This is a genomic window from Planctomycetaceae bacterium, from assembly GCA_021371795.1.
Taxonomy (GTDB): Bacteria; Planctomycetota; Phycisphaerae; order Sedimentisphaerales; family UBA12454; genus UBA12454.
Genome location: JAJFVK010000020.1, coordinates 72,940 through 96,098, shown reverse-complemented (window position 1 = coordinate 96,098; position 23,159 = coordinate 72,940). Strand labels below are relative to the sequence as shown.

General features: G+C 43.8%; 12 protein-coding genes. 3 read left to right on the top strand and 9 right to left on the bottom strand.

Features of this window, described 5'->3' with window-relative positions; all coding sequences use genetic code 11:
• Positions 1 to 394: 394 nt before the first annotated feature.
• From LLF92_10805 to LLF92_10775, 7 genes are read right to left on the bottom strand one after another with little or no spacing between them, the layout of a single operon-like run.
• Complete coding sequence (locus tag LLF92_10805) at positions 395 to 1,258, bottom strand: type II secretion system GspH family protein (protein MCE5341594.1); 864 nt, start codon at positions 1,256 to 1,258, stop codon at positions 395 to 397.
• 23 nt (positions 1,259 to 1,281) lie between these two features.
• Complete coding sequence (locus LLF92_10800; protein ID MCE5341593.1) at positions 1,282 to 3,891, bottom strand: hypothetical protein; 2,610 nt, start codon at positions 3,889 to 3,891, stop codon at positions 1,282 to 1,284.
• The gene (locus LLF92_10795; protein MCE5341592.1) at positions 3,879 to 4,292 is read right to left on the bottom strand and encodes an AraC family transcriptional regulator; all 414 of its coding nucleotides are present in this window, start codon (positions 4,290 to 4,292) and stop codon (positions 3,879 to 3,881) included. Before LLF92_10795 ends, LLF92_10800 begins: the two co-directional genes overlap by 13 nt.
• Positions 4,293 to 4,304: 12 nt before the next feature.
• The gene (locus LLF92_10790) at positions 4,305 to 5,735 is read right to left on the bottom strand and encodes an MFS transporter (protein MCE5341591.1); all 1,431 of its coding nucleotides are present in this window, start codon (positions 5,733 to 5,735) and stop codon (positions 4,305 to 4,307) included.
• An 8-nt stretch (positions 5,736 to 5,743) separates the two neighbouring features.
• On the bottom strand, positions 5,744 to 9,097 hold the full coding sequence (locus LLF92_10785) for a hypothetical protein (GenBank protein ID MCE5341590.1): 3,354 nt from the start codon (positions 9,095 to 9,097) through the stop codon (positions 5,744 to 5,746).
• A gap of 13 nt (positions 9,098 to 9,110) precedes the next feature.
• Positions 9,111 to 10,427, bottom strand: coding sequence for a hypothetical protein (locus tag LLF92_10780; protein MCE5341589.1), 1,317 nt, complete (start codon positions 10,425 to 10,427; stop codon positions 9,111 to 9,113).
• A gap of 13 nt (positions 10,428 to 10,440) precedes the next feature.
• The gene (locus tag LLF92_10775; GenBank protein MCE5341588.1) at positions 10,441 to 11,487 is read right to left on the bottom strand and encodes a LacI family transcriptional regulator; all 1,047 of its coding nucleotides are present in this window, start codon (positions 11,485 to 11,487) and stop codon (positions 10,441 to 10,443) included.
• Between the two features lie 195 nt (positions 11,488 to 11,682).
• On the opposite strand from LLF92_10775, the gene LLF92_10770 reads away from it, so the two are divergent.
• The 3 genes from LLF92_10770 (at position 11,683) to LLF92_10760 (ending at position 17,746) form a co-directional block, all read left to right on the top strand.
• Complete coding sequence (locus LLF92_10770) at positions 11,683 to 14,598, top strand: discoidin domain-containing protein (GenBank protein MCE5341587.1); 2,916 nt, start codon at positions 11,683 to 11,685, stop codon at positions 14,596 to 14,598.
• Position 14,599: 1 nt separating this feature from the next.
• Positions 14,600 to 16,735, top strand: a complete 2,136-nt coding sequence (locus LLF92_10765; protein ID MCE5341586.1) for a beta-galactosidase — start codon at positions 14,600 to 14,602, stop codon at positions 16,733 to 16,735.
• 183 nt (positions 16,736 to 16,918) lie between these two features.
• Positions 16,919 to 17,746, top strand: coding sequence for an HAD-IIA family hydrolase (locus LLF92_10760; GenBank protein ID MCE5341585.1), 828 nt, complete (start codon positions 16,919 to 16,921; stop codon positions 17,744 to 17,746).
• 104 nt (positions 17,747 to 17,850) lie between these two features.
• Here the strand turns inward: LLF92_10760 and LLF92_10755 are convergent, their stop codons facing one another.
• Together LLF92_10755 and LLF92_10750 are read right to left on the bottom strand one after the other, a co-directional pair.
• Positions 17,851 to 19,266 carry a S8 family serine peptidase gene (locus LLF92_10755; protein ID MCE5341584.1) on the bottom strand — a complete coding sequence of 472 codons (1,416 nt, stop codon included), beginning with the start codon at positions 19,264 to 19,266 and terminating at the stop codon, positions 17,851 to 17,853.
• 568 nt (positions 19,267 to 19,834) lie between these two features.
• The gene (locus tag LLF92_10750; protein MCE5341583.1) at positions 19,835 to 23,143 is read right to left on the bottom strand and encodes a C10 family peptidase; all 3,309 of its coding nucleotides are present in this window, start codon (positions 23,141 to 23,143) and stop codon (positions 19,835 to 19,837) included.
• Between the last annotated feature and the right edge of the window lie 16 nt (positions 23,144 to 23,159).

Sequence of the window (23,159 nt, the reverse complement as noted above, 5' to 3'; positions counted from 1 at the left end):
GGTAGTGACTATCGACGTAGGGTTGTCGTTCCAGATGCGCGTCTTAATAACCGCACTGTCTATAGTCGGTGACGCGATGGCGGTCCCACACAGAACCAGTCCCAAGCCAACACACAATACAACATAAATTAACTTCTTCATTTTTTTGTCCTCCAAAATAAAATTCTACTCTATTTACAACCCGGCCAAACGCTTGGCCGTGTAACACGCATTTTCATAAACGTTTTATAACCTTAATTTTAGCAATTTCGTACTTTTAAAAGAACACCATTTTGCGGATAGTTTAGGCCATTTTGCGGCATTGTCAGTTAATTCCTTTCCAGTGTCATAGGATTTACTATCAAAGCAAAACATAAGTAAGCCGATATTTTCATATAACTTTTCCTTTTTCGAATTATTTGCTTTTGCCTGTGGCTAATTGCCAACTTCTGTTCGACGAACCACGAATCAAATCCTCTGCGCTATAAGCTCTTTCATTGCCAACATGACCATCAATAAAAACAATATTGCTTATGCCTGTATTCATTTTTGAATCAGATGCTTTATGAAAAGTAGCAATACAATCACCATTGCCATATTGTTCCGCCGGCATAAAATACATATCATTAAGAGCATATTTAGATAAACTTATATCGTCTTTATAGCCTCGGTTATTGCCGAAACCATCTATATTGCTCCTGTTTATTATCCATATATTTTCTTCTGTAAGAAACATTACATCCGCCGGACGTTTTACATTGGTGAGTTTGGGCATCCGATAGGGTAGGTCTCTACTACTCAAATCTTCATGGGCATCTCCGTTACTTAGAAAACCATTCATACTATAAGTAAAGGTCGGCTCTATCGGAATATTAAGAGACGTACTATGCTTTGGGTGATTTTGGCCGCGTGCTCTGGCAATAATAGCAAAACTTGGGCAATGTGTTATACCCTTTGTTTTCAGATAAGGCCAGAAAGGTCCATCAGGGGTAACTCCTGCATCGTGCCAACGGCACTCAAAAGGATGACTGGTGCCGTATGGAGGATCAAACGTCTTCCAAGTGTAAACACAAACCAGAGGATGCGGAAAAGCATTGTTGTTTGCCTGAAGATACATAGTACCGGCAAGACCAATCTGCCGTAAATTGTTCTTACAGATAACAAAATTGGCCTGCTCCTTTGCTTTGCGAAGCGAGGGCATAAGAACCGCCAAGAGGACAGCAATAATCGAAATCACAACCAGCAATTCCACTAACGTAAACCCTTTAATCTTTTTCATAATTATACCCTTTTAACTTTCTTCTATTTGCGCCAATCAACGGCCATTTGTGAAAAATCAACAAATGTATAACTTTTAAGCCAGTTCTCGGCCAATATTCTTAAATCGTTCATATCAACACTACAATCCTGCGTATAATCGCCGGACAAATTACATCTGAACAGCAGATTTACCGGAATTTGTTTTTTGGCAATTCCCGGCCCTGCGAAACTAACCGTCAAAACTTCTGAACTTGTCTTGTCAAAATACGTAACAACAATCTTATGTTTACCTGCCGTCAGAGTAATCGTTCCACTTGCGTCATGCGCGTCGTGCAGTCCGTCGTTGTTCACGACAAGCGTATCATCTATATATAATTTGCTGCCGTCGTCGGAGTTTGTGTAGAACGTATATGTCCCGGTGGTTTTTATATCGATATAACCTGTGAAACGCAGAGCGAAATAATCGTCCTGCTGACGCAGAGCAACATCAAAATTCTGCGCAATGCCTGTCGCAACAGGCGTAAAAGAATCAAAATCAGGAATCACATTCCATATTCCTTCGTAATATTCGTAATGAAGTCCGTTGTCGCCTCTTGTCGCCCAGCCGATAGATTCGAGCATCGGCGCAATTTCCGGATTTGCCATAAATAAATTCCAGCAAAGGCCCGTGCGGTAATTCTCAATCATTATCATAATCGGCCCCTGGTCGATTGCGATATAACCAGGCGAATACCAGTTAAAGGTCGGATTGAACGCATCGACAAAACCAAACGGCCCCCATAATTTACCATCGTAATTATGATAAAAATGCTTCATTGTCGCAATCGATTCGGCCGGCGTGTATGGAGTCGAACTTAATGCGGCTGTCGGTGAAATAGTGCCGTTGTCCGGATTGCCCGGCGCCTGTGCGCCATAACCCCACGGAGTATAGCTTGCGGTCATTCCCCAGACCAAATCATTGTAATCGCTGTAACCTTTCGGATTGGCAATGCAATACGCCCTGTCAATCAACGCGATGTTTCGGCTGTTATCTAAATAATTGCAGAAGTTATCATATTTGCCGCGCGGGTCAAAACCAAGATGCGTGTACTGCGTAAAGAACATACACGATTCAAATCCGCCAACCCATTGCTTGTAACCATAATATGTGTTGCCATTTTTATACCCATAAGCCGCCCAGCCGTTATAATAACATGATGCGGGTATCGGATGCGTCGGCGAAGCTATCGCCAGCAGATATATAATCTGACATTCGTTGTATCCGTGTATCGGCATATTCATCGCCCAACCGTAATTCGGCGACCAGTGCCAGTAAAGCGATTCGTTGTTTTCGTATCCGGATTCTGTACGGCGGAGATACCAGTACCAATCAATCCCCTCCCACATTTCGGTCGCAAGACTGCGAATCTGTGTTTCAGCGGCATCATTCGAATCGAAGTACTGCCGAACCGTGAGCAGCCCTTTTGCCACATAAGCAGTTTCAACCAAATCGGCGCCGTTATCATAACTGTCAATCGCAGCGATAGTCTGGCCGGTATAACCGTTAGCAAAATGCGCCCAGGCACCGTGGTAACGAGGCGTTACATCATTGAGGAAATTCAATGTTTTCAAAACCCGCTGGGCAGCGTCTGCTCTGCTTACAAATCCCCGCTCGGCACCGACGCAAACAGCCATCAGTCCCATTCCTGTACCGCCAATGGCACACTGGTTGGTAATATAAGTCGGGTCATAATTGTCTCTTGTAAGTCCGCTTGCCGGATGAGCATAATCCCAGAAGAATCTAAATGTCGCTTCTTCCACAGAATTGAGAAGCTGCTCATCTGTCATTGCGAAAGAAGCCGCGGAAACAGTATCAGACGGAACAGACTCACTGCCGCCGCAGACGGAAACCACGTAATAATATTTTGTCAAGCCGTTTGTGCCGAGAAAATCGCTATATACATTCACAAGATGAACATTGGAGTTAATTTTTGTAAAAGTTCCTGTTTCCGAATCCGCGCGATAGATATGATAACCGGTAACTCCCGCAATGGAGTTCCATCTCAAATCTATTCTGCTGTCGTGGCCGGTCGCAACCAGACCATTGGGCTCACTGGATTGGCAACTGAACAATCTTATGTTGTCAATGTACAATGTGCCGACATCAGCTCCATAATATTCAAAAACGAGCGCGGATATATAATTCAGCGTCACTTCGTTAAACGAACTTATATCCATTGTGATTGTAAACCATTCGTCGTTTTCTGTCGGGACAATATCGCCGCGGCTCCAGTTGCCCGGCAGCCAGTTGTTGCTCCAGATACCGATAAGACCGCTTGATTGAAACAGAGCCGAGCCGGTCGGTATATATACATCGACAAGCATCTGGTCAAAGCCGGCAAAATTGTAGCTAAAACCGCTTTGATAGATTTCAACTTTGCGGTCGGGTTGGCCTGTCCATTGAAGTTTAAGCACATACGAACCGTCAGTTGCATTTGGCGATCCGTCAGTTCCGCCGAGAACTTTTTGTATTGTCGCTATTTCGCCAGACGAAACAACAAGGCTCGTTTCAGCAGGTTCGTAACTTACAACTGTAAGCTGCGAAGCCGATACTGTCGCGGCTGCGGCAAGGACTGCAAGAAAAACATATTTTAATTTTCTCAAACAGTGCATAAATTTTTCTTTCTGTATTCCAGCGGACTTACTCCTTCGATATCCCTGAAATATCTTGCAAAATGAGCTACGTCCGCAAACCCGAGTTTAGCCGCGATTTCAGAACCAGTGTATGAAGTCTCAAGCAGCATTGCGGCAATCAAACTAACCCTCGTCTGTTTGATTTCGCGATGAATCGAACGATTGAGCGATTTTTTAAATCGTCTTTCAATTTCTCTTCGCGAAACCGCGACGTGCTCGACAACATTGCGGACCTGAATCGGCCGGCCGGCGTTTCTCTTTATAAAATCAACCGCCCTTGCGACCAGACTATCAGCAACAACAGAGACATTCATCGTCTGTGCTTCCGACATCGACTGTCGGCAGCTTTCTACTGTCAAATTGTTTTCAAAATCGTTCATAATCACTTTTTCTTAATTACCATTCACTTCGCCAATCGCGGCAAGTTCAAGTTTTCGTTTCGCGAGCAAATCCTTAATTTCATAAGCCCGCTGTTCAGTTAAAGGATATTTAATGAGCAGCAAAACACTCACCAGACACATAACCGACGGCAAACCAATCTCCCATACACGCAGCCAAAGCAGCGTTGAATCGGACTGGGCGGGAAGTTTTACATTAAAACCTGTTGACTTGAGCAAAAAGCCCGAAATAATAGTCGCGCCGGACATTCCGATTTTCCACCACCAGTTATAAACGGCCTGATAACTGCCCTCTCTGCGTTTGCCCGTGTTGAGTTCGTCCTCATCGCAAATATCCGCAATCATTGAGTAAACCAGCGAGAACAGCACAAGAAAACCAAGCGATAAAGACGCTGTCGGAATCAACGCCAGCCAGGGATAAGTCCTGCTGTAACAAACGACCTTAAGCGAATTGCCCACAGCCATCACAAGAAGAAATATCATAACAGTTTTTGATTTGCCAAGTCGTGTCGCGATGTAGGTCATCGGAAAAACACCGGCAAGCGAAAGCACCGCCCACAATGTTCCGCACCAGCCCATTAAAATTGAAGCATGCGGCTTATCGCCGCCATAAACATAATAAAGCATTATGAACTGGCTGAAGCCGCCAACAAAATAAAAACCAAGCGTTATCGGCATAATAATCGCCAGCAGCCATATAAATGTTCGGTTTTTGCAGGTTGTCATAACACTGCTCCAAAATTTGACGCGTTCCTGATGGCTGACCTGTTGAGTTTTCCGCTCTTTGCAGACAATTGCGCAAACTACACCACCGAAAACTATCAACAATCCCATCGCTATACCGACATACTTCATACCCTGCAAATCATCTTTAAATACACTCAGATTAGCGACAAAATAAATCCACGGCGTTGTAATCGCGCCGACATTTATAATAAAACTGCAATACGCAAATAATCTCGTTCGCTCGTGATAATCGTCGGTCATTTCATAACCAAGCGCGCCGCGCGGTATATCAAAAACCGCAACGGCTGTATAAAACCCCAGCGACATTACAAGGAAATAACCGAATATGGCATATTCGCTCCAGCTTTTTGGTGCCATCCACAGCAGCGAGAAAGTCATACCCAGAGCAATCGCCCCGAAGAACATAAACGGCTTTCTTCTGCCAAATTTGCTGCGGCTGTTATCCGAGCAAACTCCTATATAGGTATCAGTTACAGCATCCCAAAGCCGTGGAATACCCTGTGCAATGCCAATCAGAACAGGACTAACGCCAAGGCAGGTGTTATAAAAAATCAAAGCCCAGTTGTTCAGGGAATTGACCGCGACGTTGGTTGACATCGCACCCAGACCGTACGCAACTTTCTGGCCGAAACCAATTTTATCCTTTTCTTCTGTAATGTGACGCTGTTTTGAATCCATTGTTACTTTCACATACAAATTTCTATAACGTTATTATTTCTGTCTAATTTCTGTTTGAGCGATGCGTCCGCAATAGACGCTCCGCCGAGACGATAAATATTTTTTTCACGGTCAAAATTACATTGTGTTCCGTTAATTTCTATTTTGCCAACGCCGTTTTGCTTTTCGCTGATGTGATAAATAATTTTCACATCTTTTTCGAAGAGTTTTACGTTTACAGCAAGGCCGTCGAATTTCGCCGGCATAACAGGGTCAAATATAGTCTGTCCGCAGCTTCGGCGAATGCCGAGCAGATAACGCATAACAAAAGCGACAAACATTCCCGGCCCGCTGGAATAAACTCTCCAGCCTCCTTTGACCGGAATTTTACCGGCGAGCAAATCGTCATAATGTTCACTCGCGCCGGTACGGCTGACAAAATCGGCATCGGAACTGCTGTAATAACAATTCGACTGGCGAATATCCGCCTGCGGAACAATATTTTGAATACCAATCGGAACAATTTGCAGCAGAGCGGTTGCAAACTCTTCGGAATTTCCCATCCGTGCCAGAGCTTCGGCATAACGCAAATGCGCATGCGAATACATAAGGCCGATTTCTCTGCCAAAGAACGCTGCGCTTTCGGCACGTTTGAAAATTTTCTGAATTCCGCCGTGATACTGCACGGGTCTGTCCATCAGCCGAATGCCGTCAATGCCTTTGAGATGCTGATGTATTACCGCAATATGAGATTTCGCCTGTTGAGGCGTAAATATCCCGCTCAAAATTCCCTGCACCATCGGAAGCAGACGGTAGTGAATGCCCGTCGATTTGTCGGACGGATGCAGGAGTAAATCGAATTTGTTTTCATCGCCTCGAAGGCCAAACCCGGCAACAACATCATTTTTAATCAGATATTTGTTGAAGTCGGTTTGTATCTCTTCGCAAAGCTGTTCGAGCTGTTCAACCGGCTCGATATAACCGGCGGCACGGCACATTACAATCAATCTCGTAAACGCTTCATAACAAAGTTCAACCGTCCACGAACTTATGAGCCGTTTCTTGAGCGATTTATCCGCAGGCTGCATCGCATCGTCCCAATCACCGTCGCTGTAATCCACAAGTTTCGTATCGTCGGCAAAACGAAGAGTTGTAATATGCTCAACAGCACGCATAACGTGAGAGAAAATACTCGCCGGCTCTGACCGCGGCAAATCAGTAGAGTAATAATATGGCAGCATTTCATTGAGCAAATCGTAATCGCCCGAACATTCGATATATTCGCATAGTGCAATCAAAGGCCAGAAAATAACATCGCCGTGCGATTCATTCGTTCTGATATTTCTGTAACGGTCGAACATCCACCACTGCGGCCAATTGCCGTCCGGATTCTGATTTGAAAAGACTGTCGTAAGAATTTTTCGCGCATAATTATAATTGCCGACCGCCAGAAGCATTTCAATCGGACCCTGACATACATCGCGAGTGCCCCACGCCGCGCCGCCATACTGTTCGAGGCCGTGAGGAGCGGTATAATGAATTTTTGCGTTGTGAGCGAACCATGGCATAATTTCAGCTATCCGACCGATTTGCGACGAATCACGCACAGACGATAAATCCATATTTACAAAACAGCCGTCAGCATCTAAAGCCGCGGCAGATTGTTTTTGGCTTGGCACATTCAGTTTGCCTTCGAAAGTCATTGCGAATTTGTCGGTATCGGCGAGTTTGAGGACAATAAAGTCAAGCCCTCTGCTTTTGCCGTCAGCGAAAAGCATTTCATCTGCGCCGATTTGCTCGATGCACTGCGAACTGTCGAAACTCATAATATAATGACCGGCAGGATACATAGATTTCAGGCAGCTCTTTTCGCCGGGCAAAAATTTCAACACGCCATTCGATTCGGTCTGCCAGTTATGTTCTGCCGCAAGCTCACAGGTGATGAGCCACTGCGGCTTTTCACCCTTCAATACGTTCAGTTCAAACCGAATCTGCGGATTAACTGCATCGGCCCTGCTTATGATTTCAAAAAGCGATTGATTGTTTTTGTATATCCATCGGCAACTGTTTAATGAAATTTCAAACACCGACGGCACAGACAATTGAGAATACAGGCCGGACTGCTTTACGAAAACACGAAGGCCGGAGTTTCTAACAAAATTCAACGCATTCGTATCGACCGTCAGCAGGCGATTGAAATTTACATTGCCCTGCACAAGATGCGACAGGAAAACTCCCGGCATAAAACACGACGCCGACATTATCGTCTCATCGCCCGGCAAATTGCCGTCTGTTTTGATTATATGGCCGCACGAACGATATATAAGCAGTTCCTTTTCACGCAGAACAACATAACGATTATCGCCGTAGAAAAACGACAGCAGTCTGCCATCGTATAATTCGCTGTTTCTTCTGCTTCCTTTGAACAAAACGTCAAGCTCTTTATCAGTGCAATCTTCCGACACAAACGGCAATGCCTGCGAAAAGATGTTCGCAACAGGTTCTGAATAAACACAATCGTCAGACCACACAGTCGCGGCAAGCACCTTTAATTCCTCGATTGCCGGCGCGATAAGTTCAATATCCGCCGATGTTGTGGCTGACGGATGATTGGCGTGATAAATTCCAAAGAAACTATAATTTCCGGCTTGCCGCGGTTTGAGAACAAACGGTTCGCACTGCATCGCGACAACGCCAAACTCACCCTGCTTAAGTCCGGGCAATTTGTCCAGAGATAACGCCTGCGGAACGGCAGTCTGCCTATAAGAGGTTCCATAAAATTGCTGGCCGTCAGTCGAAAAACTTTTTACTTTCGAAAGCGAACCCATCGCAAGCCACGGGAAACTGCCTTTGCCGTGTTCGTTCTGCCGACAGCAAACAACGTATCCAAGTTCGTTATCCCAAAGCGGAGCATAGTCTGTATACTGACTTATGTAATAATCGTTTTGTTCGTTGCCATCGGCACAGGAAATACCAACGTTCTGAACGCAAATCAAATCAAACTCGGCTGATTTGTCTGTATTGTTAATCAACTGCACAGACCAGAGCCATTTGCTCTGCCGCGGACAAAGCAGCAGTCTGCATCTGAACTGCACGCCTGCAAACTCCCCTTTTGTTTCGTAGGTGTTCTCGTCAATGAAATGCGATATTGCCGATGACGAGCCAATCATAGCAGTCGCGGAAAATACCGGCGTTCTTTTTCTTAGATATAAATCGCAGCAGCCGTTTCCGAGCGGGGAAGAGTTTATCAGACTTATCTGCGTTTTGCCGCAAGTGATGTTTTCTATCACGCCATTATCAAAAATGGAAAATCGCAGACCGGCAGAATTCTTCGCCATGAAAACGTTTTTACCATCAATCAAAATGCTGTCTTTTATTTCCATTTTGCTTTCTATTTTAAAATTTTCCCTTGAAGCCGGCTCTTGCAATGCCCTGACGAACATATTCATTCTTCATCATCAGTTTCCAAACAAGCCCGCTTCTGGCGTTCTCCACCAATAAAAGCATCGGCCCCTGCGCGATGCCAATCACGCGATTGGAAACCCACCGCTTATCAATATTAAAACCGTCCCAAAAGCCATATCCGCCGTCCTCGATATTCTGCCAGACGGATTTGTTGTCTATTTTCAAACTTCGCATATAACGCAGCGCAGCAATCGCGTCATCCGGCAAAAACGGAACCGACATTCCCGCACCGTAAGGATGCAGCGTACCGTATTGTCCCTGATTTTCGCTTGCGCCGCGAGGTTCGTGTCCAAGCACCACATAGTCGTCAGGAGCGCTGCCGGCAGTAATTCCCCAGAGATTTTCGCCATAGCTTGCATACATAGCAGAATGGTCTCTGCACCAGTCACGATTTGCAATAACCGCACGGCGTGTATTTTCAAACCAGTCAACACCCCGCGAGTCTTTGCCCATTGTTTTGAAATCATAAAAACAGTGAGCAAACATATACGTAAATAAAGTGCCGGGGTATGAATAAATATATGGTTTGCCGTTTTTATATCGTCCCACCGGACGCTTCCAGTTTGTCATTGTTTGAGGTTTTAAACGATATTCAGGATTCGGCGATGCCTGACCAAGAAGTGAAATTAAAATTGTTTCGTCAGTGTACCAGTCCCAGGTCTGCTTTTCGAATTTGCCCGGAGTGCCCATATCATACGCCATATAGACCTGTCCGTTTTCGGGATTGACATACGCAGCCCAGTTTGCGGCCACAAAAATACGTTCCGCTGCCTGTTTAACTTCGCCGCCGAAATACTCACCCGCAACAATCGCACCGGCAATCATCAGAGCAGTATCAATAGTTGAAGTAACCCTCTCATAACCCAAATCTGTCGCATTGCCATTCTTCAAATCAATAAAATGACAAAATACGCCCTGGTATTTCGCATTGGATTTTTCCAAAGTACGCAGCGCACTCAACGCACGATTTTTCGCATCGTCATAAGATACATATTCCCGCTCAACACCTATCGGCAGCGCAGCAAGGCCAAAACCCAAAGACGCGACACTGCAAACCTCGGCGCCAGTTCTGTCAGGAACAAGACCCGATACAGAATCCGCTTCTTTCCAGAAAAACTGAAATGACGAACAGGTGATTTCTTCAAGCAGAGCATCATCGGCAGCGGAAATTTCCGCACCTGCATTCGAAATAAATGCACACAGCAGCAAACAGACTGCATAGCCGATGCTCTTCACGTCTATCTCCAAAAATTGTGCTTTTTTAGTTTTTCTTCAATCCGCAACCGCAGGATTGACGAACCACAAGTTCTGCCTTCAATATAACTTTGACAGGTTCCTTCACTTTATCGGCAACACGGTCAAGAATCATCCGCACGGCCATTCTGCCAATTTCTTTGGTAGGTATTCTCATCGTGGATATTTTCAATCTTCTCTGGCTTGCGATTGAAGAATCGTCAAAGCCTATCACGCCGACCTGACCCGGCACATCAATGCCTCCATCCATCAGAGAATCTATTACGCCGCAGGCAATATCATCGTTAGCGGCCACAACACCATATCTTTTGCCCTGCTCAATCAGCGGCAATATGTCTTTTTCAGTCAGACGATAACCTTCGTCATAACTATAAGCACGGCAGAAAAACTGCCTTTGCGCAGCGTCAAGACCCAGTCGCTTCAAAGCATCGGAAAAGCCCATCGCTCTTGCCGTGGTGTCAACGTTGGTTTCGGAACCACCGAGGAAAAATACATCGTCAACATTGTGAACGTCTATGAAATGCCTCGCAGCCTCAAACGCCGCAAGTCTGTTATCCAATAATATATTATCGAGCCGCCAGGAATGAACATCCTGGTCGAGAATCACTAAAGGGCTGTTGATCGGTCCGATACCCTCGAGAACATCGCTGTACAAATCGGAAAGCATTAAAATCACACCATCGGTTCGCCCCTGCGAACACAATCGGCTGACCGCTTCGATTTTTTCCTCCTGCCCTTTTGCTTTGAGAACCATAATGTGAACGCCGTTGGCTTGCGCTTCTTCGTGTGCACCTTCCATCAGCATCGCAAAATACTGACCTTCGAAATCCGGCACAATCAAACCAATAGTATCAGTGCGTTTTCTGCTTAGAGCCTGTGCTCTGCTGTTCGGATGAAAATTTAATCTGCGAATCGCCGATTCGACTTTGCGTTTGGTTTCCGGCGCAACACGCCCCAGGTCATTCACCACACGGGACACTGTTGAAATAGAAACGCCCGCAACTTCGGCAACATCGTGAATAGTTATACTTTCTGTCTCTGTTTCTTTTTCCATTGCTGTAATACTCTAAAAAAGTTAATTATTATGAAAGCCTTTTTACAACACCGCCCAAAAATTGTCAAGACAATTTTTAAAAAACCTCATTTTTAGCATTTTTTACTTGACTTTTGTTCATGAAAACGTTTTTATAAAATTAACATTTTATCCGTTAAAAAGTTCCACAAATTGATTTTTAAGGAGAATTTTAATATGAAACCCGTTTTTTTGATTATATTTATGGGACTTTCCTCTGTAATCGTTTCAGGACAACAAGCAACCTTAACCGCCAGTTCTGAACAGAGAGAAATGCCGGCATCGGCGGCGATGGACGGAAAAATGGATACCCGATGGTCAAGCTCCGCTTCCGACAACCAATGGCTGCAAATAGATTTCAACAGCCCTGCCGAACTGGTCGGGATGCGACTTCACTGGGAAACAGCTTACGGTCGGGACTATGAAATACAAACTGTAACAGCAGACGGCAAATGGCTGACAAAATATAATATGCAATACGGCGACGGAGGCGTTGATGAAATTTATTTCGGCCCGACAAAAACAAAATGTATTAGAATCTGCGGCAACAAACGTGGAACTGGATGGGGTTACTCACTGTGGGAAATTGAAATATTGGGAATGGAAAACCAGATAATCGCGAAGGCATCCCCAGTCGCGGCAGGAACAGACGCTAACGCGATATTAGACGGCAACACAACAACATACTGGCAATCTGCCGACAACAACGCAACTGTTGAATTATGTTTCCCGCAAAAAATGGAAATCGGCGGCCTGCAAATAAACTGGGCACAAAATTCTTCGCCGGCCTGCAAAATTGAATCGCTTTCCAATGACAGCAATCAATATCAATTGGTAATGAATAAAAAAGCTGGAGCGGCGGAAGTAGAAGATTTGTTCTTCCATTCTGTTAATACAAAAAAAATACGTCTTGTATTTAACTCACCCACAGTTCGCATCGCAAACATACAATTTAAGTCCGCAAGTGAAAAATGGTCGCCTGTCAGACATTTTGAAATGCTCGCGCAGCGTTTGCCGGATGGAATATTCCCCGGCTGGCTGAAACGGGAACAAAATTTCTGGACTGTAACAGGGCTTGCGGGCAGTTTTAATGAATCGCTTTTGGACGAATACGGAAAAGTAGAATCCGGACTGCGAAACTTCAGCGTAACGCCCGCACTGATAATCGACGGCAAACTGTGCAGCGCAAAAAGTTTTACAGCGACTCAAACTCTGGCCGATGGCTGGGCGCCAATACCGGCTGTAAAATTGCAAGGCAATGACCTCACACTCGACATCACGGCAAATACTATCGAACCGGATACAACCCTCGTGCTTTATACACTGAAAAACACAAGCCAAACAGCTCGCGATGTTTCGCTGCTGCTGGCGGCAAGGCCGTTGCAGATAAATCCGCCCTGGCAGTACGGCGGCTATTCGTCCATCAAACAGGCACAATGGCAAAACAGCGAGAATACCCTGCTGCTCGACAACGTACAGGCTATGCGACTTTATCCGTCGCCGACGTTTACGTCGCTTTACAACCAAAAGCCAATGACGGATTCTGTCGATATTATCGAATATCTTCAGGAACAAAAAACGGACGGCAATTCCGTTGCATCAGATGAAGGTATTGTTTCAGCCGGTGCAAGATATGATTTTAATATTGCCGGCGAAGAAACAAAAACGATTCTCGCCATTTATCCGAACACCGACAAATCCAATATATACGTCAATGGAAATTACGAAGAATTTTTCAATAGCGAACTGCAAAAATCGCTTGCGAACTGGCGAAAACTAACCGGCGACTGGGACATCAACATTCCAGATAAAAAATTGGTCAACGTTCTGCGTTCAAACCTGGCATATCTAATAATCAACGCCGACGGCCCCGCAACGCAGCCCGGTTCTCGCAATTATAACCACTCCTGGATACGCGACGGCGCAATCAGCGCAACGGCGATGATGCGATTCGGAATGACAGATTTCAGCAAAAATTACCTGCTGTGGTTTACAAATTTGATAAAAGACAACGGTTTCGTGCCGTTTATCATCGAAACAAAGACCGGCAATCCGGTCGGCTTTTCCGATACGTGGAATGAATACGATTCGTTCGGCGAATACGCGTTTCTCGTTCGCGAAGCCGTGGAAATAACAGACGACAATAATATCGCGATGCAATGCTGGCCAAAATTAAAGGCTGTGATGAAATATATGGAGAATTTGCGCAATCAGCGTTTGACCGAACAATATAAAGGCACTGAATACGAAGGAATTCTGCCGCAGTCGAACAGTCACGAAGGATATTTCCCTGCCAAACACAGTTACTGGGATGACTTTTTCGCTTTGAAGGGTTTGCAGGATGCGCAGGCAATAGCTTTGCGGCTGGGATATAAAGAAGACGCCGAGTGGCTCGGCAATTTTGAAAAAGAATTTCGCAAGTCATTACTTGAATCGATGGCAAGAGTTCGGCAGCGAGATAATCTAACGACACTGCCTGCCTGCGCGGAACTCGGCGATTTTGACCCGACATCAACATCCATCGGAATTATGATTGCCGACGAGCGTGATACCCTGCCTGCCGATGCCCTTAAAGCAAGCTATGACAGATATATGCAAGAGTCTATCAAGCGTGCGGCGCAGCCGGATAATAAACGCAGTGCATATACGCCTTATGAAGCGAGAAATATCGGCGCTTTAATTCGTATGGGCAGAATCGCGGACGCTAAAACTACAATTGATTTCCTCGTCAGCGACGGAGTACGCCCTACTGCGTGGAATCATCTGGCCGAAGTTGTGTACGGCGATTTGCGAACGCCAAGTTATATCGGCGATATGCCGCACACGTGGGTCGGCGCGGAGTTAATCAACGCTATTCGCGATATACTCGTTTATGAAGATCGCGGCAAACTCGTACTGGCAGCGGCGGTTCCTGACGAATGGATTGATAAAAGCGTGTCGGTAAGAAATCTTCAAACTTTATACGGCACTTTAAGCTATAACATCAAACGCGGCACAAACAAAAAAACAATAATAGAAGTGAGCTGCACAAGACGGCCGCCAAACGGCTTTGCGGTTCCTGCCGGTGCGGAACTGATTATACGGGAGCAATAGATTGATAACGTTCAACAATAATTCGTTTCAGAAAAACGGCGAAAGTTATTTTATTTTAAGCGGTGAGATGCACTACTTTCGCATCGAGGCTGACCGCTGGGAAAAACATTTAAAACTTCTTAAACAGGCAGGACTAAATACCGTGTCGTCGTATGTGCCATGGTCGCTGCACGAACAAATCGAAGGCAAAGCGGATTTCGCCGGCAAATACGCGGCGAATCTGAACCTGGAAAAATTTATTTTCCTGTGCAAAAAAAATGAATTGAATTTAATTCTAAAGCCGGGGCCTTATATTCTGGCCGAACTTGCGATGCACGGAATACCAAAATGGTTTTCAGAGAAATATCCTGACGCTTTGGCGTGTGATTCAACCGGCAAACCATATCCGGTAAAGTACACCTGCCTTACTCATCCAGACTATTTACGCAAGACAATGCAGTGGTACGACGCGGTGATGCCGATTATCGCAAAGAGTCAAATTTCAAACGGCGGGCCAGTCGCAATGATTCAGGTCTGCAACGAAGTCGGATTATTTCAATGGCTCTGCGGCAGCGGCGATTACTGTAAAACATCAATCGCGGCATATCAAAAATATCTTGAGAAAACATACAAAACGATAAATGCGTTAAACAAGCATTACGGTATGGTTTACAGCGACTTTAGCGAAATCATTCCTCCTGCCGGCAAAGTAAAAAACAAAGTGGAGCATCTGGCGTATCGTGACTGGGAAAATTTCCATCGTGATTTTTACGCTGAATATATCGGCAGGCTTATTAATGAAATTCGCAAACGCAATGTTACTGTTTCGCTGTTTCATAATGTGCCGGGCTGGGTATTCGGCAGAGCCAAAACAATGCCGGTCTGCATTTCAATGTACCACAAATTAGCACAGCTTTATCCTGATGTCCTGCTGGGCGTTGACCATATTCCGGAAAATCCATCGTACCGGAATTTTCACGACGACCGGTTAATCAACGCGTTTACCAAAGCGATTCAGGGCAATCGCGGGCCGACTTATATCGCCGAGCTTCAGGCGGGTACGCGCGAAGCGAATGTACGAGTTTATCCGAACGAAATGGAATTATTTTATAAAGCGTGTCTTGCCAACGGCGCAGCGGCGATGAATTTTTATATGTTCAGTCAGGGACAAAATCCGCCCGGCTGGGAAATTTATGATTCGTCGTTTTATCTGCAAACGCCTTTGAACGCAGACGGCAAACCGACAGAACAGTATCCTGTAATTAAAAATATCGGCGAGTTTATCAAAACGCACGGCCAAAAACTTGCCGAATGCCAGAGTAAAACATTGCAGGCTTTGGTCTTTTATCCGCCCTATTATTATCGTGAGTTTACCAATCCGCTTTTCACCGGCGAAAATCTTGATGACTGCTCTTTTGCCGGCTGCAAACTTGATGCGCGGATGGTTACAGATGAACTGCTTTTCGAGAGTCTGGGCAAACTTCTGGCGATGGATAATCAGGAATACGACGCTGTCGATATTACAAACACCAATACGGAATTGCATAAATATAAACAATTATGGGCGGCCTGTACCGAGCGGATGGACGCGAAAAGTCAGCAATCGCTGCTTGAATACGCACAGCAAGGCGGGCATTTGATTTGTTTCCCGACACTGCCGAAATTCGACCTTGACGGAAAAATATGCTCAATCCTTGCCGACGGGCTTTCGGTAATCAGCGATAAAATTTTTACCGACAGCGATGGGATGATTCGCTGGTTAAAAACGAATCAGGAAATGCACGCGATAAGTTACGTCCAGACATTCAAATGTAAAAAGGCTGAAACTCTCGCAACGACTCGTGATGGAAAAATCTGCGGCGTAAAAGTTAAATGCGGCAAAGGGTCGGCATCAATTTTAGGAACAGGTTTTGTCTATCAGGCATCCGCACACAAACAGGCCTGGCAGAATTTGAGCCTTGACATAAATTTCAAAGGGTCGATTACGTGCGATAATCCGCTTATAATTACCCGTACACGTTTGGCCAAAGATAACAGCGGATACTTTTTTATGCTAAATTATCATAATCAGACTCTTGATGGAAATATTTCGCTCAATAATCAGCATATTGAACTTCAGCCGTTCAGCGGAACGATTGTACCGTTTGACGCAATTTAATATATTGTAACACTTTAACCGATTGCAGAAAAATCACAGGTATGAAAATGCTTGAAAATTCTTTTAGGCATTCACAATTAATAAGAAAACGTTATACTATGCTTGATTTGACACTTGAAATAGGTATATGGTGAGATTGTGTTGGCTCACTTTAAGGCCGCGTGCCAGAAAGCATAGTGTTCTATGGACAAAAAATTAGTTGAGCAGTTAAAAAAAATCCGGCACATCGCACTGGATATGGATGGGACGATTTATTGCGGAAGCACATTGTTCCCATTCACACCAAAGGCGCTTGAGCTATTTGGCAAATTGGGAATAGGCCATACGTTTCTGACTAATAATTCGTCCAGAAGTGTGGACTCTTATATCGAAAAGCTCAAAGGCATGGGACTGACAGCAGACATAGATAATATGTTCACCTCGACTATGGCAACGCTCGACTATTTACAGGTTAAGTATCCAAACGCAAAAAAATTATTTGTCTTCGGAACAGAAAGTCTGCGGAAAGAATTTGAACAGGCCGGTTTTACAGTTATTCGTGAGAATGACATAGCCGAACCAGAATTAGTTATCGTCGGCTTTGATACGGCGCTGACTTATGAGCGGCTGTGTAAAGCTGCGTGGTGGATGAAACAAGGCAAACCATTTATCGCGACACATCCTGATTGGGTTTGCCCGACTGACCAGCCGACGGTTCTGGTTGACTGCGGCTCCGTATGTGCAGCACTTACCGCTGCGACCGGCGTAAAACCTGAAGCTGTTTTAGGGAAACCAGACCCTTGCATGCTCACTGGAATTCTTAAACGGCATAATCTTCAGCCCAATGAGCTGGCGATGGTCGGAGACAGAATTTATACAGATATGACAATGGCCGAAAGAGCCGGTGCATTAGGCGTTCTTGTTCTTTCCGGCGAAGCCACTTTAAAAGATGTTGAAACCGGCAGGATTAACGTACCGTTAGTCGTTGAAAATATTCTGAAGCTGGCTGAATTATTACAAACTATTTTATAACGTAATACTTTTGCCGATTGCAGAAAAATGTACTTTCATTTAGACCCCAGATCCCCTCGCGGGGGAATCTACAAGGAATTAAAAATAGAATTAACAATTAAGAATTACTTTGTCGTCCACGACAAAGCATATATCGCTGTGTCTTTGGATTCGTAATTCGGACTGTTTGAAACCGTCAGTTCATACGTGCTATCCGGTTCGAGATTGATATAGATGTGTTCGACATTGTCAACCGGACTATCGCTTATATCAGCAACGCTAATTTGTCCGTCGGCATCAATTTTACGGAGTGTCAGTCGCAAATCGTTCCATAAATTCATATTCAAATTAAACGGATAACTGACTTCGTAACTTCTGTTCCACACAAGTGTCGCTGTGAGTTTTTTAGCATCGCCGGCGGTTGCTGCAAATCTGTAAACTTTTTCAGACGCTGCAGAAGAATCAATCAAATTAATATCCCAGCCTGCTGCGTTCACATCGCCATCGTGCTGCAAACCTGCGACAAGCAGATTATACGCCGACAGAGCATCGACCATTCCCGCCCCCTGTTTGAAATCCAGCGGGTATTCAGAATCATCGTTGTTATCTGCGGCGCCTTTGTGCCAGCCGACAAGTTTGTCTGCGCTGGTCATCAAGATAGATTTTAAAACACAGTTGCCGGAGAAACCGGAAGCCGCGATTTGCAGATTCGGGTCTGATTTTGCTTTTTGAATAAGTATCGAAGCAACGCCCGCAACAACCGGAGCGGCAAAACTCGAATAATCGCCACTGGGTCTATAAGGCTCGTTTACATTACTTATAGCAGTAAGACAATTTCCCGGCGCGACGATATCTGGTTTGCATCTTCCGTCAAGCGTGGGGCCTGCCGTTGAGTGGCTTGCGTCTGGAGTATGAAATTCCGTGAGCGAATTATTAGAATCGACAACGCCAACCGCGAGGACATTGGTACATGCTGCCGGGTACAATGGCAAATCATAAGCGTCTGTTCCGTTGCCGATAGCCGCTACGACAAGAAAGCCGTAGCGTTCTACCATTTCGTCAATGCCCCTGCTCCACCACGCTTCGGTTGAAGAGCCAAGACTCATCGTAAGCAAATCGTCTTTCGGCCATTGCCCGGAAAAAACATTTTCAGTTATGAAGTACCAAAATTCATAGACCTTCAGTTGAGCAGCGGGAGCTGCGGACTTGTACGAAAAATTACCGAGTGCAGGATAAAATGCGTTTGAGTCCGAGCCGACAAGAATCGAAGCTATTTGAGTTGAGTGATTTGAATTTGCGCCGGCGATGTACTGGTCGTCATAGAAATTTATTTTGCTGTTTTGCAGACACTTGTGAGTAATATCCGGCCGGTAATCATTTTGCGGAAATGAATCTTCATAAGTATTGCTTCTGCAAACAAGACCGATACTAACGCCTGAACCGGTCAGGTTTGCATCGATTGCTGTAACCTTATTAATCCCGGCGATATCAATCGCGCCATATTGCCCATCGACAGCGAATCCAACAGTTGCACAGACCAATAAAACAGCAAATATTTTATTAAAAACGTTTACCAATGCGACCTCAAAACAAGCATTTTATTATAACACATTTTACCTAAATCCACTACTCATATCGTTGATTTCTTGCGCGAAATTTACATAAAAAACGCTTAAAAAGCGTCCAAAACCTTCAAAAACACCTTCAAAAACGTTCCAAAATATTCACTTTTCAATGAAAAACCCCGTTTTTTCCGTTCATTTACCCCCGAAAACAACATAAATCGACATTTTTTGACAAAAAACGTAACCAAATCACGGTAAATTGAAGTAAAATCATTTGGAAACGTAGTAAAATGAAGTGAAATCGTCTAAAAAATTAAGGACATTTTAGTTCGTGAATCGTATCTCGTGAAGCACGCCTTGGATTGCAAAAGACGTACTGCCGTACGTCTCTACGACTCATTTTATGTGGGTATTATACCATAAAATATATAAAAAGTCCACTAAAAAAGGCCGGAAAATTTCCGGCCTTATGACGTTCACCACCGAGCCACAGAGAACACAGAGCGACACAGAGACGTTTTTTAAGACACGGATTTACACTGCTTTAAGGTTGCGATAAACTTGCTTGTGATTTTCCGCCGTAGGCTCCCATGTTTATATGGTTGCCATTTGGGCTTAATTCTTCTGTCCAATCTGAATTAGGATCGCCAGCGTCTATACAGGGGCTTGTTACTGTGTCAATAATCCAATTGCCATTATCAAAACTCGACAGATAATTATTCAGGAAAAATGCTAAATCGTCGAAATCTACAACGGTATTTTTGTCAAAATCGGCAGGAATGCCTGCGCCTTTGTTAAGCCACAAATTTGCAAATGCGGCGAAATCACGAAAATCAATATAATTATCATTACCTGAATCAATTTCAGAATACGCTGACGCTTTCCATCTGCCTGCCTGGGATTTAAGATGATAGTCAAATTTGGTCCATGGAAATTCATCTTCACCGGCTTCGTATAACCAATCCTGACAAAAAACAAACAAATCTTTGGTGTTAATGATGTTGTCAGTTGGCAAAAATATGTCACATAATTTGTTCCATGACGGATGCCGCGAATTAGTTCGCCAGGCAGATGCAAATATTCTGAAATCATAAAAATCCACTCTGCCGTTTTTATCAAGATCAGACAAAATTATCTCGGTAGGATTAACAAAGCATGGGTCAGTATTTATATTGCCGGTTCCTTGCCAGCCTCCTTCAATATCGCTGTAAGTTATCTTAACAGAGTTATTCTCAACTACAATTTGTTTAGGCTTGTTATCCCAAACTATTGAATTTAAAATTTCGACAGCAATATTTGGTTCTGCAAGACCGGTGGAATATATTCCCCCGCCTTGTATTGATGTAGCTACATTATTGGCTATGGTGCAATTTTCAATACTGATTTTTCCCGGTTTTGTTGTCGAATTATATATTCCGCCATAGAGTCCTTTATTATGGCTAATTATACAATTTTTTAGGACGAAGTTGGATGGTGAATTATTTCTTATACCAGCTTGACTATTATACGAGATGATAGAGTCTAATATTTTAAGTTGGCCGGAGTACATGCTGATTCCATACACATTGTCCAAAATGGTGCATTTTTCAATATTCCCTGAATAAAGATAGAACCCATAAGTATTGTTTTTTATTAAGCAATTCTTGAAAACAGGATTTGATTGCGAGTCAGTACTATAAATCGCTTCATAACTGTTTATTATACAAAGACCATCAATTGTAGAGTTAGAATCTGATATAGAAAAGCAACTGTTTCCAGAATACTGGTTTTGGCAATCAATTATGGTAGCAGCTACAATCGCTGCATTATTAGGGTCTTGGCTTCTAATAACTATATCTTTGTTTGATATGTTGATATTTTTATTACCAGCGCCTTGGTAAATTCCAGGAGCAATAGTAATTATATTGCCGGGTCCGCTAAAGGAAGCATCAACAGCAGCTTGAATCGTCGAATAATCCGCAGGAACATGAAGTTCTCTTGCAATAAACAATGTAATTTTAATTGTTGCTGTGCTTATCGCACAAGGATCTGAAACAATGATTTCACATGTATGTTTTCCCGGCGTAAGATACGAAATATCAACACTCAAATTGACATCATTTATTTGTCCATCAGAAATTCCTTGCTGTGGATAGATATTTAGCCAAGTGCCATTACAGTCTATAGTCCACTTCAAAGTGCCAGAGCCTTCATTCCAAATAGAAAGAATTTTGGAATCCTGACTTGAGGTGCCATAAATGGCATTAAATTCAATTTCTTTTGTATTTGTATTTATTACCGGGAGGCTCGTTTCATAAAAATTTGCCCCCCAAATATTACCCACTTGGTTAGTTTGTGAAAGACCTGTTGTAACTTGAAGTGAGCTTGGAAAGCTTAATCCGTTTTTTGAAGCGTTAATCGTAAAAGCTGTATTTGATGGAACATGAGTGAAAGAATAAATTCCATAATGATTTGTCAGTGTATGAAGAATTTGATCGTTATATTGGACTGATATATTAACATCTGAAATGGGATTTCCTAAAATATCAGCAGTTCTGCCGCTGATAATTTCTCCTGTTCCTGAAGGAAAAATGTTATATATCACTTTTTTAATTGAGTCCCAGTATAAAACGTCAGGTAGATTGTACCATGCATCAGAACCTCCAGACCACCCCAAATTAATATGATGATACGGAGTTGATAAAGAATATCCATAGCCATCGCAAACTACGGCATGACTGCCTAAGTCGAAGTACATTGGATAGCCTGCGTCCAAATCAGCATTAAGGGACATGTCCCATGGTCCAATGATTGCATTATTAAACTGGAAGAAGTTGACAAGAGCATTACAAAGATTGTTACTATATGCTCCTGAAAAACTTTGTGTATATTGCATGTTCGATGCTACTCCTGCATCATAGCAAATTGCACCGATTGCTTGTCTTTGTGCATCTGTCAGGCTGCAATCTGGCACAAAAGGCATAAGACTCCAGTTATATGCTCCACCCAATCCGTCCCCACCTCGTGTATAAGCTGTTTGCGAGTAACCATCAACAGTTATTGAAAACCCCTGAATTCCAACAGGAGCAGAAGGATATTCATGATATCTCATCAGTTGAGCCGCCGCAGTAGCTACACAGCCGCATACATAATGATTCGGGGTATAATAGTTATAGCAGTAACCGCTGCAAACGCTGCTTTGTCCCCATTTGCTCTGTATCAAAGGTTCAACGCGAATATCGGAAATTTCCGTCAAACCTGTTGAATATGAGCTTGAGGATTCAGCAGAAAATAATTCATTGTTTTTGGTTTTTGATTGATTCTGCAATTTTTGATTTTGCTTTAAAAACCTATTCCATTTAGCCTCTGCACTTACCATTGAATTTAGAATGGTTTTCTGCTGTCTGGAAAAATGAAGAGAATTATTCTTTTGAACTTGAACAAGGCGTCTTGTTGTATGAATACGATTGTGTAAATCTAAATTAAGTAATACTGAAAGCGGATTTTCATTTGAATTTATATATTTGCCTTCAGCAGAAAAACATATAATAGGTTCTACTTTGTTGTCAGCGGAAACTATTACATAACCTGTGGGTTCAAGGTTGATGGCATAATAGATAGGCTCCTGATTTGAATCTGAAAAAGTTTCAATATTTTTAACATGCCACTTGAGGTTATTGCCCAAGGGGTGTGTATCTAATTTTAACCAATGGTCTGCGGCGATTAACGCTTGCGATTTTTCTGTTGGTTCCGCAAAGAGTGAAATGTTAAATAAAAATAATAAAGCAAAAATAGCTATCTTTGGAAATGAGGGTGAAAAGAGGCGATTTGATAGCATGTCGTAAATGCCCACCAATGTAGTAACCCTTTTCATCTTCAATTCTCCTGAA

What these genes read in the sequence shown, in the direction of transcription:
- LLF92_10805 (MCE5341594.1), bottom strand. Translation starts at nt 1,258, where the DNA reads ATGAAAAAGATTAAAGGGTTTACGTTAGTGGAATTGCTGGTTGTGATT.
- LLF92_10800 (MCE5341593.1), bottom strand. Translation starts at nt 3,891, where the DNA reads ATGCACTGTTTGAGAAAATTAAAATATGTTTTTCTTGCAGTCCTTGCC.
- LLF92_10795 (MCE5341592.1), bottom strand. Translation starts at nt 4,292, where the DNA reads ATGAACGATTTTGAAAACAATTTGACAGTAGAAAGCTGCCGACAGTCG.
- LLF92_10790 (MCE5341591.1), bottom strand. Translation starts at nt 5,735, where the DNA reads ATGGATTCAAAACAGCGTCACATTACAGAAGAAAAGGATAAAATTGGT.
- LLF92_10785 (MCE5341590.1), bottom strand. Translation starts at nt 9,097, where the DNA reads ATGGAAATAAAAGACAGCATTTTGATTGATGGTAAAAACGTTTTCATG.
- LLF92_10775 (MCE5341588.1), bottom strand. Translation starts at nt 11,487, where the DNA reads ATGGAAAAAGAAACAGAGACAGAAAGTATAACTATTCACGATGTTGCC.
- LLF92_10770 (MCE5341587.1), top strand. Translation starts at nt 11,683, where the DNA reads ATGAAACCCGTTTTTTTGATTATATTTATGGGACTTTCCTCTGTAATC.
- LLF92_10760 (MCE5341585.1), top strand. Translation starts at nt 16,919, where the DNA reads ATGGACAAAAAATTAGTTGAGCAGTTAAAAAAAATCCGGCACATCGCA.
- LLF92_10750 (MCE5341583.1), bottom strand. Translation starts at nt 23,143, where the DNA reads ATGAAAAGGGTTACTACATTGGTGGGCATTTACGACATGCTATCAAAT.